The organism is Amycolatopsis kentuckyensis, from assembly GCF_041679295.1.
Taxonomy (GTDB): domain Bacteria; phylum Actinomycetota; class Actinomycetes; order Mycobacteriales; family Pseudonocardiaceae; genus Amycolatopsis; species Amycolatopsis kentuckyensis_A.
Window position 1 is genome coordinate 62,749 of the sequence record NZ_JBGDMD010000017.1, and the last position, 16,466, is coordinate 79,214.

The following is a 16,466-nucleotide window of genomic DNA, read 5'->3' on the forward strand; positions in this document are numbered from 1 at the left end:
CTCACCAGGGCCTTTTTCAAGGGTTCAGTAGGCGCTTTCGTTGGCCGTCACGCCGTCGGCGAAGCCCCGGCAGTAGTCCCAGCTCACGTAGTCGCCGGGGTTCGGGTCGTAGGCCGGCTCGTGCGGGCGCATCCGCCCGTCGGCCAGCAGCTGCTCCAGGCTGGCTCGCAGCAGGTGCCAGTCGTGGTAGTGCGGTTCGTCGCACTCGCCGCAGTCGACGACGATCCCGCGGACCCCGCGGGGCTCGAGGAGCGCCTGGTAGACGGCCAGATCGGAGAGGTCGGCCAGCAGCTCGGTGCGTTCGGAATCGCTGATCGGCTCGTCCAGCCGGTCCTCGGGGTCTCCGAAAGCGCGGGCCGGGTCGTCCGGGTCGTCCGCGAACGGGTCTGGAGGCAGGACATCGTGCGCCACGGCCTGCACGGTACCGGGCGGCCCCGGCGGCTCGCCCACCACCCGGGGCGGGGGCGCGAGCCGGATATCATGAGGGGAAGGCTCCGAGTCGCCACAGCGACCCCGCTCATCCCGCGCCAGGAAGGCCCTTCACCCGCTATGACCAGCGACGGCATCACCGCCCCCGTTCCGGCCAAGTTCGCCATGCTCGGCCTGACCTTCGACGACGTGCTGCTGCTGCCGGCGGAATCGGACGTGGTCCCCAGCGCGGTGGACACGAGCACCCGGCTGACCCGGAACATCACCCTCGGCATCCCGCTCGTGTCCGCCGCGATGGACACCGTCACCGAGGCGCGGATGGCGATCGCCATGGCCCGCCAGGGCGGCATCGGCGTGCTCCAGCGCAACCTGCCGATCGACGAGCAGGCCGCCGCGGTCGAGGTGGTCAAGCGGTCCGAGGCCGGCATGGTCACCGACCCGGTCACCTGCGCGCCCGACGCCACGCTGGCCGAGGTCGACGCGCTGTGCGCCAAGTTCCGCATCTCCGGTGTCCCGGTCACCGACGCCTCCGGCGCGCTGGTGGGCATCATCACCAACCGCGACATGCGGTTCGAGGTCGACCACAGCCGCCCGGTGTCCGAGGTCATGACGAAGGCGCCGCTGGTCACCGCGCAGGTCGGCGTCTCCGCGGACGCCGCGCTGGGCCTGCTGCGCCGGCACAAGATCGAGAAGCTGCCGATCGTCGACGGCGCGGGGAAGCTGCGCGGCCTGATCACGGTCAAGGACTTCGTGAAGACCGAGCAGTACCCGAAGGCGACGAAGGACCCGGACGGCCGCCTCATCGTCGGTGCCGCGGTCGGCGTCGGCCCGGACGGCCACAAGCGCGCGATGGCGCTGGCCGACGCGGGTGTCGACGTCCTGATGGTCGACACCGCGCACGGCCACTCCCGGGCGGTCGTCGACACGGTCGCGCTGCTGAAGAAGGAGCTGGGCGACGCGGTCGACATCGTCGGCGGCAACGTCGCGACGCGGGCGGGCGCGCAGGCGCTGGTCGACGCGGGCGCGGACGGCGTCAAGGTCGGCGTCGGCCCGGGCTCGATCTGCACCACCCGGATCGTCGCGGGCGTCGGCGTCCCGCAGATCTCCGCGATCTTCGAGGCCGACCAGGCGTGCCGCCCGGCCGGCGTCCCGGTGATCGGCGACGGCGGCATCCAGTACTCCGGCGACATCGCGAAGGCGATCGCGTCCGGCGCGTCCACGGTGATGCTGGGCAGCCTGCTGGCCGGCACCGCCGAGTCGCCCGGCGACCTGATCCTGGTCAACGGCAAGCAGTTCAAGGTCTACCGCGGCATGGGCTCGCTCGGCGCGATGCAGTCGCGGGGCCAGGCGAAGTCGTACTCGAAGGACCGCTACGCCCAGGACGACGTGCTGAGCGAGGACAAGCTGGTCCCCGAGGGCATCGAAGGCCGGATCCCGTTCCGCGGGCCGCTGGCCAACGTCGTGCACCAGCTCGTCGGCGGCCTGCGCTCGGGCATGGGCTACGCGGGCGCGAACACGATCGCGGAGCTGCAGGAGGCCCAGCTGGTCCGGATCACCGCGGCCGGCCTCAAGGAGAGCCACCCGCACGACATCACGATGACCGTCGAGGCACCGAACTACACCACCCGGTAGTCCGCCCTTTCGATCATTCCGCTCCTGGTCATGGGCCGCGAAACTCGGCCCATGACCAGGACTTCACGGCGGACCATGGTGGCGGTCGCGACGGCTGCCTTGCTCGGCGTCGGTGGTGGCGTGGCCGCGTCGGCGGATTCAGCCCCTCCTCAGGCCCAGGCGCAGTCGCCGGGCGAGCTGTGGAAGCGCACCGAGCTGTACTTCGGCACCGGCAAGCCGGACGGCACCGAGGTGACCGACAAGGAGTTCGCGGCCTTCTCCGACGCCGAGATCACCCCGGCCTTCCCGGACGGCTTCACCCGCCTCGACGGCAGCGGCCAGTGGCGCGGCGCGTCCGGCGCGATCGTGCGGGAGCACACCCACGTGGTCGTATTGCTCTACCCGTTCGCCGACCGGGATGCCGAGCGGGAGATCGAAGGCCTGCGCGCCGACTACGAAAAGCAGTTCCAGCAGGAGTCGGTACTGCGTTCGGACTCCGTGGAGAAGGTCTCCTTCTGAGTTCTCGTGACCTAGCGTGCTTACGGTAATCGGTCTATCGCCTTGCGTGCCCGTCGTAGTGTGCACTGAAGGGCATGACGGTCGGCCGCTTCACGCAGGTGCTGCGCAAGGTCTTCTTCACGGCCGTCGCGCTCGTGTCGCTGTTCCTCGGCGGCGTCGTCTGCCTCATGTGCCAGGTGCTGGCCGGCCGCGACGCGCCCACCTACCGCGCCGAAGGGCACGTCGTGTCCCACGAGCGGGGCGCGCTCCCGGTCGGCGGTGACGAAGACGCCGTCAGCCACACCATCGCGGTCGACGCCGGGAACCGGCTCTACCGGATCACGGCCGTCGGCCCCGGCCTGGACCTGCCCGCCGGGCAGCCGGTCGCGCTCGACGTCTCGACCGCGGACGGCAGCATCGCCTACCTGCTCGCCGGCGGCGCCGTGATCGACCTGCGGCCCGGCGTGGTGCGGCCGGTGCTGCTGATCTGCGCGGCCCTGCTCGCGCTGGGCGCGGTCTACTTCGGCGCGGTCCGGCTGCACGTCTACCCACCGGTCGCGACCTGGCTGGCCCTGGCGCTGGGCGCCCTGCTGGCGCCGGTCGCCGTGTTCGTGCGGGTGTAGCGCCCGGTTCCGCGCGGGTTTCAACCCCCGTGCGCAGGTCACCCACGCGGACTAGCGACAATGGGGCACGGCAGATTGTCGTCGTCGGAGGAGGCTTCACGTGCGGGACCTGGTCGAGATCGGGATGGGCCGCACCGCGCGGCGGGCGTATGACCTCGACGACGTCGAGATCGTGCCGTCGCGGCGGACCCGGTCGTCTTCGGTGGTGTCCACCTCCTGGCAGATCGACGCCTACCGCTTCGACCTGCCGCTCGTCACGCACCCGACGGACGCGATCGTCTCGCCCGGCACCGCGGTCGCCGTGGGCGAGCTGGGCGGCCTGGGCGTGCTCAACGCCGAGGGCCTCTGGGCACGGCACGCCAACGTCGAGGACGCCATCTTCCAGCTGGTCCGCGCGGCCGAAGACCTCGAGGACCCGACCGCGGTCGGCCGCGTGCTGCAGGAGCTGCACGCCGCGCCGATCCGGCTCGACCTGCTGAGCGAGGCCATCAAGACCGTCCGCGAGTCCGGCGTCACGGTCGCCGCCCGCGTCAGCCCGCAGCACGCCGCCGAGCTGACCCCGGACCTGATCGCGGCCGGCGTCGAGATCCTCGTCGTGCAGGGCACGATCATCTCCGCCGAGCACGTGCAGCGCGACGCCGAGCCGTTGAACCTCAAGGAGTTCATCGGCCGCCTGGACGTGCCGGTGATCGCCGGCGGCGTCAGCGACTACCGCACGGCGATGCACCTCATGCGCACCGGCGCCGCCGGCGTCATCGTCGGGCACGGCTACACGCCCGGCGTCACCAGCACCGACCGCGTCCTCGGCATCGGCGTCCCGATGGCCACGGCGATCATCGACGCCGCGGCCGCCCGCCGCGACTACCTCGACGAGACCGGCGGCCGGTACGTGCACGTGCTCGCCGACGGCGGCATGACGGTGTCGGGTGACATCGCGAAGGCCATCGCGTGCGGCGCGGACGCCGTCATGCTCGGCTCCCCGCTGGCCGCCGCGTCGGACGCGCCCGGGCAGGGCCTCTACTGGACGGCGGCGGCCGCGCACCCGTCGCTGCCGCGCTCGCGCGTGGCGGCCGGGCCGGACTACGCCGTCGACCTCAAGACCCTGCTGTTCGGGCCGTCGTCCGACGCGGAAGGTGTGGTGAACCTCTTCGGGGCGCTTCGCCGGGCGATGGCGAAGACGGGCTACTCGGACCTCAAGGAGTTCCAGCGGGTGGGCCTCACCGTCCGGCGGTGAGGTGCTCGAGGAACGCGGCGAACGCGGTCGCGGAGTAGACGAGGATCGGCCGGGGCACCGGGTGCTTGGTGTCCCGCACGCCGACCACGCCGGGCCCGGCGCCGATCTCGACGCAGGCGTTCTCCTCGAAGTGGCTGTGGCTCGACTTGCGCCAACCGGTGAGCTGCTGGGGGATCATCGTGGTCCCTCCCGGAAATCGTGTCCCGCCGACGGGTCTCGCCGACGTGGACATCGAGCACCTTGATGATTACCCACGATCATCTCCGGCGATGCGCCAAAACGGGTGACTGGCCGGTAACTTACCTCTGGTCAGAACCTGGACCCCGGGTTACGCTCCAGGTGTGACTGCCAGTAACACCACCACCAGTGCGGGTGGCCCCGACTACGACGTCGTCGTGGTGGGGTCGGGGTTCGGCGGCAGCGTCGCGGCGCTGCGGCTCACCGAGAAGGGCTACCGCGTAGCCGTCGTCGAGGCCGGACGCAGGTTCGCCGACGACGAGTTCGCGAAGACGTCGTGGGACCTGAAGCGCTACCTGTGGGCACCGCAGGTCGGCTGCTACGGGATCCAGCGCATCCACATGCTCAACGACGTCATGGTGCTGGCCGGGGCCGGTGTCGGCGGCGGCTCGCTGGTCTACGCGAACACGCTGTACCGGCCGCTCAAGCCGTTCTACCGCGACCGGCAGTGGTCCCACATCACCGACTGGGAAGCCGAGCTCGCGCCGCACTACGACCAGGCGAGCCGGATGCTGGGCGTCGTCACGAACCCCTCGATCACGCCGTCGGACGTCGTGATGCGCGACGTCGCGAAGGACATGGGCGTCGCCGATTCGTTCCACCCGACACCGGTCGGCGTGTACTTCGGCAAGCCTGGTTCGAAGGCGGCGGATCCGTACTTCGGCGGGGCCGGCCCCGAGCGCGTCGGCTGCACCGAGTGCGGCGCGTGCATGACCGGCTGCCGCGTCGGGGCGAAGAACACGCTGGTCAAGAACTACCTGTACTTGGCCGAGCAGGACGGCGCGAAGGTCATCCCGCTGACGACCGTGACGTCGGTCAAGCCGATCGACGGCGGCTACGAAGTCAGCCTGAAGAAGACCGGGACGACGTCCCGCCGGTTCCGGACGACGATCACGGCCGAGAAGGTCGTCTTCGCCGCGGGGACGTGGGGCACGCAGAACCTGCTGCACAAGATGAAGGACACGGGCACGCTGCCCAAGCTGTCGCACCGGCTGGGCGAGCTGACCCGGACGAACTCCGAGGCGATCATCGGCGCGGCCCGGACCGACGTCGACGAGAGCCGCAACTTCAGCCGCGGGGTCGCGATCACGTCGTCGATCCACCCGGACGAGAACACCCACATCGAGCCGGTGCGGTACGGCAAGGGCAGCAACGCGATGAGCCTGCTGCAGACGATCGCGACCGACGGCGCCTCGCCGGTCCCGCGCTGGCGGCAAGCCGTGAGCTTCATGGTCAAGCACCCGATCCAGGCGGCGAAGCTGCTCAACGGCTACCGCTGGAGCGAGCGCACGGTGATCCTGCTGGTGATGCAGAGCCTGGACAACTCGATCACGACGTACACGCGGCCCGGGCTGTTCGGCCGCCGCAAGTACACGTCGAAGCAGGGCCACGGCGAGCCGAACCCGAGCTTCATCCCGGCGGGCCACGAGGCCAACGAGCGCACGGCCGAGCGCATCGGCGGCATCGCGGGCGGCACGTGGGGCGAGATCTTCGACATCCCGCTGACCGCCCACTTCATCGGCGGCGTCCCGATCGGCGCCACGGCGGACGAGGGCGTGATCGACCCGTACCACCGGGTGTTCGGCTACCCGGGCCTGTCGGTGGTCGACGGTGCGGCGATCACGGCCAACCTCGGCGTGAACCCGTCCCTGACGATCACGGCCCAGGCAGAGCGGGCGTTCTCGTTCTGGCCGAACAAGGGCGAGGCGGACCAGCGCCCGGCGCAGGACTCGTCGTACGTCCGGCTGGAGCCGGTGGCACCGAAGAACCCGGCGGTACCCGCGGACGCCCCGGCGGCCCTGCGGTCCTCGTAGTCGCGGCGTTCCGGCGCTCAGGTCCGCTGAGGTCTTGAATGAGTCATTCAAGACCTCAGAAGACCTGAATGAGTCATTCAAGACGCGGCACCCGGCCGGCGATGCGCGACCCGCGCGCGAGCCGGCTACCGACCCCGGTACCCGCGGACGCCCCGGCGGCCCTGCGGCGGTCCTAAGATCGGGGCCGTGACGACGGCATCGGAAAAGGCGCACGCGCTCCTCGAGGGCATCCGGAAGCTCGACGACGAATGGGCCAAGGCCATCGGTGGCCTCGGCGAGCCCGAACTGCGTGCCCCCAGCGCGTTGCCCGGGTGGTCGCGGGCGCACGTCCTCGCGCACCTCGCGCGCAACGCCGATGGGCTGCAGAACCTGCTGACCTGGGCGAACACCGGGGTCGAGACGCCGATGTACGCCAGCCCCGAAGCCCGCGACGCCGACATCGAAGCCGGCTCCGAGCACCCCGCCGCCGACCTGCTCGCCGACTTCGTCGCCTCCGCCGGGCGCTTCGAGCAGTACGCCGCCGCCATGCCGGACGACGCCTGGGCGCGCGAAGCCCGCAACCGGCAGGGCCAGCCCGTCACCGGGGCCGTCGTCGCGCGGATGCGGCTGTCCGAGCTCGCCATCCACCTCGCCGATCTCGACCTCGGCTACGACCTCGACCGCGTGCTCGGCCTGCTCGGCCCGCTCGCCGACGACGTCGTCCAGCACGCGATCACCTCCCGGGCCGCGCACCTCCCCGCGTTGCGCCTGGTCGCGGACGGCTCCGAGTGGACGATGGGCGCCGCCCCCGGCGCGACGGTCCGCGGTACCAGCGGGCAGCTGCTCGCGTGGCTCAGCGGCCGCTCCGACGGCGCTGACCTCGACGGGGACGTTCCTCGCATCCCCGCCTGGGGCTGAACTGACTTCGGCCGTCCTCCGTGTAGTGATCAGGGGCGCGGAGGCCGGTGTCCGGCCCTAAACTGGGCGTCCCCGGCAGCGAGGAGTCCGATGTGGACAGCGTGAACCGCAGGACGTTCCTCCGGATCACGGGCGTCTCGGCGGCCGGTGCCGTCGCCGCCGCCTGCGGGCCGGGCACGCCCTCGACGCCGGTCGCGTCGAGCACGCCCGCCGCCCCCGTGACGTCCGGGCCGCCCGCCACGCGGCTGCCCACCGGCCCGCCGAACTGGGACGACCTGCGCGGCAAGCTGACCGGTGCCCTGCTGCGCCCGGGCGCCGACGGCTACGACACCGCCAAGCGCGCCTTCAACCCGCTCTTCGACGGCAACAACCCCGTCGCCGTGGCGTCGGCGGCGAACGCCAAGGACGTGCAGACCTGCGTCCAGGCCGCCGCCGGGCGCCTCACGCTCGCCGCGCGCAGCGGCGGCCACAGCTACGCCGGCTACTCCGTCCCCGAGAGCGGCCTGGTCATCGACGTCTCCGCGATGAACAAGGTGGACGTCCAGGGCACCCAGGCGGTGATCGGCGCCGGCGCGAAGCTGAAGGACGTCTACGCCGGCCTCGCACGGGCCGGGCGCGCGCTGCCCGCCGGCTCCTGCCCGACGGTCGGGATCGCCGGGCTGACCCTCGGCGGCGGCATCGGCGTGCTCGCCCGCAAGTACGGCCTGACCTGCGACCACCTGAGCTCCGCGCAGGTCGTCACCGCCGACGGCAAGCTGGTGACGGCGTCCGCGAGCTCCGAGCCCGACCTGTTCTGGGCGCTGCGCGGCGGGGGCGGCGGCAACTTCGGCATCGTCACCGAGTTCACCTTCGACACCGATCCCGCGCCGAACCTGACGGTGTTCTCGCTGCACTTCCCGGCCGGTTCCGCGACCGGCGTGCTCGGCGCGTGGCAGCAGTGGATCGCCGCGATGCCGCCGGAGCTGTGGGCCAACATCGTCCTCTCCGGTGGCTCGCCGGTGCAGTGCCGTGTCGGCGGCTGCTACGTCGGCGCGCCCTCCGGGCTCAACACCCTGCTCAACAACCTCACCGCCAACGCCGGCGCGCGGCCGACCCAGCGCACGGTCAAGGCCCTCGACTACCTCGGCGCGATGAACTACTTCTCCGGCAGCTCGGCCCGGCAGTCGTTCGTCGCGTCGTCGCGGATCATCACCAACCCGGTCGACCCGGCGAAGGTCGTCGCCCTCGCCGACGGCCGCGCGGGCATGGACCTGCTCATCGACGGCCTCGGCGGCAAGGTCGCCGAGCCGGCGAAGGACGCGACGGCGTTCTGGCACCGCGACGCGCTGGCGAGCGTCCAGATCTACGCGCCGGCGACGGGGAAGACCCGGGCGAAGGTGGCGGACTCGGTGGGCGAGGTCGTCGCGGGCCTCGCGGCGGCCGGCGCGGGCGGCGGGTACGTCAACTACATCGACCCCACCCTGCCCGACTGGCGAGCTGCCTACTACGGCGACAACTCCAAGCGGCTGGGAGACGTCGCCAAGAAGTACGACCCCAACAACGTCTTCCGGTTCGGGCAGGGTGTGATCGCCTAGAGGTCGATGCCGGTGAAGACCGTGACGCGCTCCTCGGTCAGGTCGTGCATCGCCGCGAGGACGCCTTCGCGGCCGACGCCGGAGCCCTTGACGCCGCCGTAGGGCATCTGGTCGGCGCGGTAGGACGGGACGTCGCCGATGATCACCCCGCCCACCTCCAGCTCGGCCGACGCGTGGAACGCCAGCTGGACGTCGGTGGTGAAGACGCCGGCCTGCAGGCCGTACGCGGATTCGTTGACCGAGCGGAAGGCCGCGTCCACACCGTCCACAACGGACACCGCGAGCACCGGCCCGAAGATCTCCTCGGCCCACGCCTTCGTGTCCGGCGGGACGTCGGTGAGCAGGGTCGGGGCGACGGTCGCGCCGTCGCGGGTGCCGCCGGTGAGCACCTTCGCGCCCGCCGCGACGGCCTCGTCGATCCACGCGACGATCCGCTCGGCCGCGGCTTCGTCGACCACCGGGCCGACGTCGGTGTTGCGGTCGTACGGGTCGCCCGTCCGCTGGGCCTCGACGGCTTCCACGAGCGCGGGCACGAACTCGTCCGCGACGGCGGCGTCGACGATCACCCGCTGCACGGCGATGCAGGACTGCCCGGCCTGGTAGTTGCCGAAGGTGGCGATGCGCTGCGCGGCGCCCTCGGGGTCGGGCCAGTCGCGCAGCACGACGGCCGCCGCGTTGCCGCCGAGCTCCAGCACGACGTGCTTGCGCGGCGCCGCGTCCTTCAACGACCAGCCGACCGGGCCGGAGCCGGTGAACGAGACGACGGGCAGCCGCGGGTCGGCGACGAGCTTCTGCGTCTCCTCGTTCCCCAGCGGCAGCACGGAAAACGCGCCTTCCGGCAGGTCCGTCTCGGCCAGGATCTCACCGAGGATCAGCGACGACAACGGCGTCCGCGGCGCGGGCTTGACGATGATCGGCGCGCCGATCGCCAGTGCCGGCGCGACCTTGTGCGCCACCAGGTTGAGCGGGAAGTTGAACGGCGCGATGCCGAGCACCGGCCCGCGCGGGACGCGGCGGGTCAGCGCCAGCCGCGCCTCGCCCGCCGGGTCGGTGTCGAGGCGCTGGACGTCGCCGCTGAACCGGCGGGCCTCCTCGGCGGCGATCCGGAACACCGACACCGCGCGCTTCACCTCGGCCTCGGCCCACTTGAGCGGCTTGCCGTTCTCGGCGGTGATGACCTCGGCGATCTCCTCGGCGCGGGCGGCGAGCACGCGGGACACGTGCTCGAGCGCGCCGGCGCGGACGTGCGCGGGGGTGGCGCGGAACTCGCGAGCGACCGACACGGCGGCGGTGACCGCGCGGTCGACCTGCTCCGGCCCCGGGACGGCGACCGTGGCGACCTCGCTGCCGTCGTACGGGTGGTGCACGACGAGGGTGGTGGCGCCCGGCTCCGGGCGGCCGGCGATCCAGGCGGGGCGCGGCTCGGGGGTGATCATGTCCATGCGTACCAACGTAATCCGAGCGGGGGACTCGCCGCCGGACCCCCACCCGGACGGGTCACGGCTTGATGAGCACCTTCAGCGCTTCGCGGTCCGCCATCGCGCGGTAGCCGTCCGGCACCCCTTCGACGTCGATCGTGCGGTCGAAGACGCGACCCGGCTGGTACTTGCCGTCGAGGACGTCCGGCAGCAGCTCGGGGATGTAGTGCCGCGCGGGCGCGACGCCGCCGGTGATCGTGACGTTGCGGCGGAACACGCCCACGCCGGCGGGGGCGTCCTCGTACTGCGGCAGCCCGACCCGGCTGACCGCGCCGCCCGCGCGCACGGCCCCGACGCCCATCTCGAACGCGCCCAGCGTGCCGACGCACTCGAGGACGGCGTGCGTGCCGCGGCCGTTCGTCAGCTCGCGCACCTTCTCGACGCCCTCGTCGCCGCGCTCGGCGACGACGTCGGTCGCGCCGAACTCGCGCCCGAGGTCGGTGCGGGCCCGGTGCCGGCCCATCAGGATGATCCGGTCGGCCCCAAGCCGCTTCGCCGCGAGGACGGCGGAGAGCCCGACGGCGCCGTCGCCGATGACCGTGACGTTCTGGCCCTGGCTCACGCGCGCCTTCACCGCGGCGTGGTGACCGGTGGAGAAGACGTCCGAGAGCGTCAGCAGGGACGCGAGCAGGTCGTCGTCCTCGGTGTGCGGGACCTTGACCAGGGTGCCGTCGGCCTGCGGGACGCGCACGGCCTCGCCCTGGCCGCCGTCGACGCCCTTCGCGCCCCAGCCGCCACCGTGCAGGCAGGACGTCTGGAGGCCTTCGCGGCAGAACTCGCAGGTGTTGTCGGACCAGACGAAGGGGGCGATGGCGAGATCGCCCTTCTTCAGCGTGGTGACGTCGGCGCCGGCCTCCTCGACGATCCCGAGGAACTCGTGCCCGATCCGGCGCCCGTGCTCGCGCGGCGGCATGTCGGCGTAGGGCCAGAGGTCGCTGCCGCAGATGCAGGACCGCACGACGCGCAGGACGACGTCGGTCGGCTCGGCCAGCTTCGGGTCCGGGACGGTCTCGACCCGGACGTCGCCGGCGCCGTAGATGACTGTCGCTCGCATGCTGGGGCCTTCCCGTGGTGGTTCGTGACAAACGTCGGGGGTGCGACGGCGGTGGCGCGCCTAGATTTTCGTCCATGACCACGCGCACCGCATCCCGCAACCCGTTCGCGGCCCTCGCCCCGGTGCGCCGCCGCCCGTACCTGACGGCTGTGGTCTTCGCGGTGACGCTGGCGTGCGGGATCGCGCAACTGGTGCACCCGCCGCTCTACGACGCGATGCACCGCGACGCGGCGCGCATCGACGCGGGCGAGTGGTACCGCCTGGTGACGGGCATGTTCTTCCAGGACGGCTGGGCGTTCGGCCTGACGTCGAACCTGGTCTGGCTGGCGGTGTTCGGCACGCTCGCCGAGCGCGTCTTCGGCCGCGGCCGCTGGCTCGTCCTGTACTTCGGCTGCGGCCTGTTCGGCCAGGTCGTGAGCTACCTGTGGCTCAACCCGGCCGGGGCGGGCAACTCGATGTGCGTGGCGGGCCTGCTCGGTGGGCTGGCGGCGGTCGTCATGGTGGCTTCGCGCCGCTACGGCGTGGTGCTGCCGGTCCAGTTCCGGGTGCTGGCGTTCGCGTTGCCGGTGCTGGCCGTGGTCGACACGGTCGTCCACGACAACCACGGCCTGCCGCTGCTGCTGGGGATGGCGCTGGGCTTCCTGCTCCTCCCGCGGCCCGGTCAGTCCGGGTAGCGGCCGCCGAGCCGGCACCAGTGCGCGACCAGGTGCGGCTGCGGCGGCACCGCGAGGAGGGCGGCGAGATCCGCTTCGGCCTGGCGGGCCGCTTCCTCGGTGCGCTCCCAGTCGCCGTCGTCGACACCGTCGCGCTGTTCCGCGGCGGCGATCCGGTCGCACCGCAGCTCGTCGGCCTTGCCCAGGTCCTCGGTGTGCCGGGCGTCGAGGACGATCCCGCTGCCCGAGCGCGCGCCGTAGCGGACGGCGATCCGCAGGAGGTCGTTGCTGAACGCGCGTGTCTCGGCGGGCACCCACGACAGCCGCTCCCAGTCGGGCGGCGGCTGGTCGTCGGCGCGGCAGACCACGTACCCCGGCACGTCACACCAGGTCACGACGCCGGTCGGACGGAGTCGGTAGAGCATGCGCGAGTCCCCCTCGGAGCTGTCCTCGATACCCGGTGAATCGGGCCGATGATGACTCCGCGTTACAGCTCACCGGTTGCGGTGGAGATCGCGCAGCAGCAGGACTTCGGCGCAGTGGTGGATCATCTCGCGGTGGATGTGCAGCACCAGCGTCGCCATCGGGTACTCCGCGTACGGGCCTTCCGCCGGGCCGCACGGCCGCGCCAGGGCTTCTTCGTCGAGGGACTTCACGCCTTCGACCCACCGGGCGTAGTACTCGTCGAGCAGCGAAATCGCCTCGGCGGCCGTCCCGGGGTACGGGTAGTCGTCGTACGTCATCGGCGGGCCGCCGAAGTGCGACGCCGACCGCATGCCCAGCACCCCGACCAGGACGTGGTTGAGGCGCCACGCGATCGTCGTGACCGGCGGCGGCGTCGGCTCGGGGAACGCGAAGTCGATGGTGAACGGGCCCGTGCCAGGCTCGTCGTCGGACTTGCGCGGCCGCACGGTCCAGCAGTCCGCGACGGGCTCCCAGAAGTACTCGTCGTCGGTGAGGCCCTCGAGCTTCGGTCGCGTGTGGATGTTCCAGTGGAAGTCGAGCTGGTCGGTCAGTTCCTTGGTCCAGTTCACAGCCATACCGGGGACCGTAGGCCCGATCGCGGACAGGGGCGGCCCTGAATCGGGAGTGACCGGGCCCACCTGGGACGATGGTGGGGAATCCCGCTTCTCGCCAGGAGGTCGCCAGGTGCCCAACCCCACCGGTCCGGTTCTCGTCGTGGACTTCGGGGCGCAGTACGCGCAGCTGATCGCCCGGCGCGTGCGCGAGGCGCAGATCTACTCCGAGGTCGTCCCGCACAGCGCGTCGACCGAAGAGATCCTCGCGAAGAACCCCGCGGCCATCATCCTTTCCGGCGGTCCGTCGAGCGTGTACGCCGAAGGCGCGCCGGGCATGGACCCGAAGCTCACCGAAGCGGGCGTGCCGATGTTCGGCATCTGCTACGGCCACCAGCTGCTGGCCAGCGCGCTCGGCGGCGTCGTCGAGCCGACCGGGGTGCGCGAGTTCGGCCGCACCGAGGTCCGCGTCGCCGGCGACGGCGGCGTTCTGCACGCCGGCCTGCCCGCGCACCAGCCGGCGTGGATGAGCCACAACGACAGCGTCACCAAGGCTCCGGAGGGCTCGGTCGTCACCGCGTCTTCGGACGGCGCCGAGGTCGCCGGCTTCGAGGACGTCGAGCGGCGCTTCGCCGGCGTCCAGTACCACCCGGAGGTCGCGCACTCGCCGCACGGCCAGGAGGTGCTGCGCCGGTTCCTGCACGACATCGCCGGCATCAAGCCGCAGTGGACGACGTCGTCGATCGTCGAGGAGCAGATCCAGCGGATCAGCGACCAGATCGGCGACGGCCGCGCGATCTGCGGCCTGTCCGGCGGCGTCGACTCCGCGGTCGCGGCCGCGTTGGTCCAGCGCGCCATCGGCGACCGGCTGACCTGCGTGTTCGTCGACCACGGCCTGCTGCGGGCGGGGGAGCGCACCCAGGTCGAGCGCGACTTTGTCGCCGCCACCGGCGTCAACCTGGTGACCGTGGACGCGCGCGAGCGCTTCCTGGACGCGCTGGCCGGCGTCACCGACCCGGAGCAGAAGCGCAAGATCATCGGCCGCGAGTTCATCCGCGTCTTCGAGCAGGCCGAGCGCGACCTCAAGGCGCAAGGCGACTACAAGTTCCTGGTCCAGGGCACGCTGTACCCGGACGTCGTCGAGTCCGGCGGCGGCGAGGGCACGGCCAACATCAAGAGCCACCACAACGTCGGCGGCCTGCCGGACGACCTCGAGTTCGAGCTGGTCGAGCCGCTGCGGCTGCTGTTCAAGGACGAGGTCCGCCGCGTCGGCCTGGAGCTGGGCCTGCCCGAGACGATCGTCCAGCGGCAGCCGTTCCCCGGCCCCGGCCTGGGCATCCGCATCATCGGCGCGGTCGACCAGGAACGCCTCGACACCCTCCGCGCGGCCGACCTCATTGCCCGCGAGGAGCTGACCGCGGCCGGGCTGGACCGCAGCATCTGGCAGTGCCCGGTGGTGCTGCTCGCCGACGTCCGCAGCGTCGGCGTCCAGGGCGACGGCCGGACCTACGGGCACCCGGTGGTGCTGCGGCCGGTGTCGTCGGAGGACGCGATGACCGCGGACTGGACGCGCCTGCCCTACGACGTCCTCGAGCGGATCTCCACGCGCATCACCAACGAGGTCGCGGAGGTCAACCGGGTGGTCCTGGACGTGACGTCCAAGCCGCCGGGCACCATCGAGTGGGAATGAGTCCACTGTAGACAAGGCTCGAGGCCCCGGCGTGGGATCCGGGGCCTCGAGGGATTTCGGTGCTAGCGGCGGCGTTTGCCGAACGACGCGCCGAGGAGCAGCAGCCCCACGAGCACCGCGCCGCCGGCGACCACCCAGCGGAAGTCGAACTGCGGCAGCCAGCTCGCGCCGTCCGAGAGGACGTAGGCGGAGATCAGCAGCGTCGCGATCCCGACGATCAGGGTGAAGACGTCCACGCCGCGCTTCGCGGGCGGCTGGGTTTCCGTGGCGTTGTCGTAGGCGTAGGGGTTCTGTTCAGCCACGGCGCACCTCCACGCTGCCCACGCTGTTCTTGACGTGCAGGGTGATCTGCTGGCCGCCCGGGCCGTCGGTGCCGTAGTCGACGCCGGTCAGCGCGTCCTGGCTGATGCCGTCGGTCTCGCGGTTGAAGCACTCCGCGTTGCCGGCACCGGTGCGGCAGTCGTAGGTGACGTCCGCGGTGTCCGGCACGGTGACGGTGGTGTCGCCCGCGCCGTTGATCACGCTGGTGGTGATCGGCGAGCCGGCGGGCAGCTCGGTCAGGTCGAGGTCGATGTTGCCGGCGGCGTGCTGGTAGAGCGGCTTCACGTCGGTTACGGCGTGCGGGGTCTCCCGGAGGTCGCCCGCCCCGCCGCGGAAGTCGAAGTTCTCGAACGGCACGGTCGTCAGCACCATCCCGGCGATCGCCAGCGGCACGGCGAGGCCGATCAGGCCGCGCCCACCCCGGGCGAAGGCGCCGGTGACCAGCCCGATCCCGACGACGCCGAGCACCAGGCCGACGATGTGCTGCGCGGAGAACCAGCTCGCGCCGTTGAGGTTGGCCAGCACGCCACCACCGGCGGTCAGCACGGCGAGCGCGAAGGTCGCCGAGCCCACCTTGGAGTTGCGGCGCCGTTCGGGCCGCCGGTCGCGGTGGTGCATCGGCGGCGTGGGCGGAGGCGGTGGCTGCGTCGACGGCGGGTCGGGCAGGTCCCAGCCGGCCGGGTCCGCGGCGAGCGGGTCCCAGCCCGGCTTCGCCTCGGGGGCGGCCGTGGCCGTGTCGGTCATGGTGAAGGCTCCGTTCCCGGTGAAGGCTCGAGTCCGCGGGACGACCGGTGCGGGCCGGTTCTCCTGGCCGCGGTTGCGGTGCAGCAGGTAGAGCGCGATGGCGATGAGCGCGAAGGAGATGAGGGCCCCACCGTCGAACCACGAGCCGCTGAAGGAGCCCCCGACGCTGACAACGGTGAGCACGCAGAGAACGACGGCGAAGGCGGGCGACACCGACGACCGGCCGCGCCCGATCAGGCTTTCGAAGCCGGAGACCTCGTCGCTCTCCCCGGGCAGGAACAGCCACCCCAGCAGGTAGAAGGGAACCCCGAAGCCCCCGAAGATCGTGGCGACCACCAGGGCGACCCGCACGACAACGGGATCGATCCCGTACCGGTACCCGATGGCCGCGGCAACGCCGGCCACCTTCCGCCCGGCGTGCGGCCGCCGCGGCCGGCTGACCCAGAAGTCCTTCACGGTCTCCTCGAAGCCGTTCAACGGACTCGGCTTCGGTGCCCGCGTCTCACTCGCACCACTCATACCGAAGAGCATGCGCGATCCGTGGCCGGCGGACATCCGGGATGGTCCCTGAGGTTTCCCGGAGGCGCGGGGCT

Annotated in this window: 17 protein-coding genes; 9 read left to right on the top strand and 8 right to left on the bottom strand. The window is 72.0% G+C overall.

Going from position 1 to position 16,466, the window contains the following annotated elements:
* Window positions 1-24 precede the first annotated feature (24 nt).
* Window positions 25-420 (bottom strand): DUF5319 domain-containing protein, encoded by a 396-nt coding sequence (locus ACERZO_RS46215; RefSeq protein ID WP_003073549.1) that lies wholly within the window; start codon window positions 418-420, stop codon window positions 25-27.
* A 129-nt stretch (window positions 421-549) separates the two neighbouring features.
* Here ACERZO_RS46215 and guaB point away from each other — a divergent pair, with 129 nt between their 5' ends.
* The 4 genes from guaB to ACERZO_RS46235 all read left to right on the top strand — a co-directional run bounded on the left by guaB (window position 550) and on the right by ACERZO_RS46235 (window position 4,395).
* The gene (gene guaB / locus ACERZO_RS46220; protein WP_372672342.1) at window positions 550-2,061 is read left to right on the top strand and encodes an IMP dehydrogenase; all 1,512 of its coding nucleotides are present in this window, start codon (window positions 550-552) and stop codon (window positions 2,059-2,061) included.
* 51 nt (window positions 2,062-2,112) lie between these two features.
* Window positions 2,113-2,559: a DUF3574 domain-containing protein gene (locus ACERZO_RS46225; RefSeq protein ID WP_372672343.1), complete on the top strand. Its 447-nt coding sequence runs from the start codon at window positions 2,113-2,115 to the stop codon at window positions 2,557-2,559.
* Window positions 2,560-2,633: 74 nt separating this feature from the next.
* Complete coding sequence (locus ACERZO_RS46230) at window positions 2,634-3,161, top strand: hypothetical protein (RefSeq protein WP_372672344.1); 528 nt, start codon at window positions 2,634-2,636, stop codon at window positions 3,159-3,161.
* 100 nt (window positions 3,162-3,261) lie between these two features.
* Entirely contained in the window at window positions 3,262-4,395 is a 1,134-nt protein-coding gene (locus tag ACERZO_RS46235; protein WP_086672826.1) for a GuaB3 family IMP dehydrogenase-related protein, read from the top strand.
* Here ACERZO_RS46235 and ACERZO_RS46240 read toward each other — a convergent pair.
* Entirely contained in the window at window positions 4,379-4,573 is a 195-nt protein-coding gene (locus ACERZO_RS46240) for a DUF397 domain-containing protein (RefSeq protein WP_372672345.1), read from the bottom strand. The genes ACERZO_RS46235 and ACERZO_RS46240 overlap by 17 nt on opposite strands.
* Before the next feature lie 163 nt (window positions 4,574-4,736).
* On the opposite strand from ACERZO_RS46240, the gene ACERZO_RS46245 reads away from it, so the two are divergent.
* The 3 genes from ACERZO_RS46245 (at window position 4,737) to ACERZO_RS46255 (ending at window position 8,917) form a co-directional block, all read left to right on the top strand.
* Window positions 4,737-6,446, top strand: coding sequence for an FAD-dependent oxidoreductase (locus tag ACERZO_RS46245; protein ID WP_372672346.1), 1,710 nt, complete (start codon window positions 4,737-4,739; stop codon window positions 6,444-6,446).
* Window positions 6,447-6,632: 186 nt separating this feature from the next.
* A complete protein-coding gene (locus tag ACERZO_RS46250; protein ID WP_372672347.1) occupies window positions 6,633-7,343 on the top strand; it encodes a maleylpyruvate isomerase family mycothiol-dependent enzyme in 711 nt (236 codons plus the stop codon).
* 47 nt (window positions 7,344-7,390) lie between these two features.
* Complete coding sequence (locus tag ACERZO_RS46255) at window positions 7,391-8,917, top strand: FAD-binding oxidoreductase (protein WP_372672348.1); 1,527 nt, start codon at window positions 7,391-7,393, stop codon at window positions 8,915-8,917.
* On the opposite strand, the gene ACERZO_RS46260 is transcribed toward ACERZO_RS46255, so the two are convergent.
* Together ACERZO_RS46260 and ACERZO_RS46265 are read right to left on the bottom strand one after the other, a co-directional pair.
* Window positions 8,914-10,359 (bottom strand): aldehyde dehydrogenase family protein, encoded by a 1,446-nt coding sequence (locus ACERZO_RS46260; protein WP_372672349.1) that lies wholly within the window; start codon window positions 10,357-10,359, stop codon window positions 8,914-8,916. The genes ACERZO_RS46255 and ACERZO_RS46260 overlap by 4 nt on opposite strands.
* Before the next feature lie 55 nt (window positions 10,360-10,414).
* Complete coding sequence (locus ACERZO_RS46265; RefSeq protein WP_372672350.1) at window positions 10,415-11,449, bottom strand: zinc-dependent alcohol dehydrogenase family protein; 1,035 nt, start codon at window positions 11,447-11,449, stop codon at window positions 10,415-10,417.
* Between the two features lie 74 nt (window positions 11,450-11,523).
* Here ACERZO_RS46265 and ACERZO_RS46270 point away from each other — a divergent pair, with 74 nt between their 5' ends.
* On the top strand, window positions 11,524-12,123 hold the full coding sequence (locus ACERZO_RS46270; protein WP_372672351.1) for a rhomboid family intramembrane serine protease: 600 nt from the start codon (window positions 11,524-11,526) through the stop codon (window positions 12,121-12,123).
* Here the strand turns inward: ACERZO_RS46270 and ACERZO_RS46275 are convergent.
* Together ACERZO_RS46275 and ACERZO_RS46280 are read right to left on the bottom strand one after the other, a co-directional pair.
* Window positions 12,111-12,527, bottom strand: a complete 417-nt coding sequence (locus ACERZO_RS46275; RefSeq protein ID WP_372672352.1) for a hypothetical protein — start codon at window positions 12,525-12,527, stop codon at window positions 12,111-12,113. The two genes, ACERZO_RS46270 and ACERZO_RS46275, sit on opposite strands and share 13 nt — an antisense overlap.
* 69 nt (window positions 12,528-12,596) lie before the next feature.
* A complete protein-coding gene (locus ACERZO_RS46280; RefSeq protein ID WP_372672353.1) occupies window positions 12,597-13,142 on the bottom strand; it encodes a DinB family protein in 546 nt (181 codons plus the stop codon).
* Between the two features lie 109 nt (window positions 13,143-13,251).
* Between ACERZO_RS46280 and guaA the strand changes: the two genes are divergently transcribed.
* Complete coding sequence (gene guaA, locus ACERZO_RS46285) at window positions 13,252-14,808, top strand: glutamine-hydrolyzing GMP synthase (RefSeq protein WP_372672354.1); 1,557 nt, start codon at window positions 13,252-13,254, stop codon at window positions 14,806-14,808.
* A gap of 62 nt (window positions 14,809-14,870) precedes the next feature.
* Here the strand turns inward: guaA and ACERZO_RS46290 are convergent, their stop codons facing one another.
* Entirely contained in the window at window positions 14,871-15,110 is a 240-nt protein-coding gene (locus tag ACERZO_RS46290; RefSeq protein ID WP_372672355.1) for a hypothetical protein, read from the bottom strand.
* Window positions 15,103-16,392: a PspC domain-containing protein gene (locus ACERZO_RS46295; protein WP_372672356.1), complete on the bottom strand. Its 1,290-nt coding sequence runs from the start codon at window positions 16,390-16,392 to the stop codon at window positions 15,103-15,105. Before ACERZO_RS46295 ends, ACERZO_RS46290 begins: the two co-directional genes overlap by 8 nt.
* Between the last annotated feature and the right edge of the window lie 74 nt (window positions 16,393-16,466).

Excerpts from the sequence above, each read along its gene's own strand:
- ACERZO_RS46270 (WP_372672351.1), top strand. The coding sequence starts at position 11,524 with ATGACCACGCGCACCGCATCCCGCAACCCGTTCGCGGCCCTCGCCCCG.
- ACERZO_RS46225 (WP_372672343.1), top strand. The coding sequence starts at position 2,113 with ATGACCAGGACTTCACGGCGGACCATGGTGGCGGTCGCGACGGCTGCC.
- ACERZO_RS46280 (WP_372672353.1), bottom strand. The coding sequence starts at position 13,142 with ATGGCTGTGAACTGGACCAAGGAACTGACCGACCAGCTCGACTTCCAC.
- ACERZO_RS46260 (WP_372672349.1), bottom strand. The coding sequence starts at position 10,359 with ATGGACATGATCACCCCCGAGCCGCGCCCCGCCTGGATCGCCGGCCGC.
- ACERZO_RS46295 (WP_372672356.1), bottom strand. The coding sequence starts at position 16,392 with ATGAGTGGTGCGAGTGAGACGCGGGCACCGAAGCCGAGTCCGTTGAAC.
- ACERZO_RS46240 (WP_372672345.1), bottom strand. The coding sequence starts at position 4,573 with ATGATCCCCCAGCAGCTCACCGGTTGGCGCAAGTCGAGCCACAGCCAC.
- ACERZO_RS46265 (WP_372672350.1), bottom strand. The coding sequence starts at position 11,449 with ATGCGAGCGACAGTCATCTACGGCGCCGGCGACGTCCGGGTCGAGACC.
- ACERZO_RS46275 (WP_372672352.1), bottom strand. The coding sequence starts at position 12,527 with ATGCTCTACCGACTCCGTCCGACCGGCGTCGTGACCTGGTGTGACGTG.
- guaB (WP_372672342.1), top strand. The coding sequence starts at position 550 with ATGACCAGCGACGGCATCACCGCCCCCGTTCCGGCCAAGTTCGCCATG.
- ACERZO_RS46230 (WP_372672344.1), top strand. The coding sequence starts at position 2,634 with ATGACGGTCGGCCGCTTCACGCAGGTGCTGCGCAAGGTCTTCTTCACG.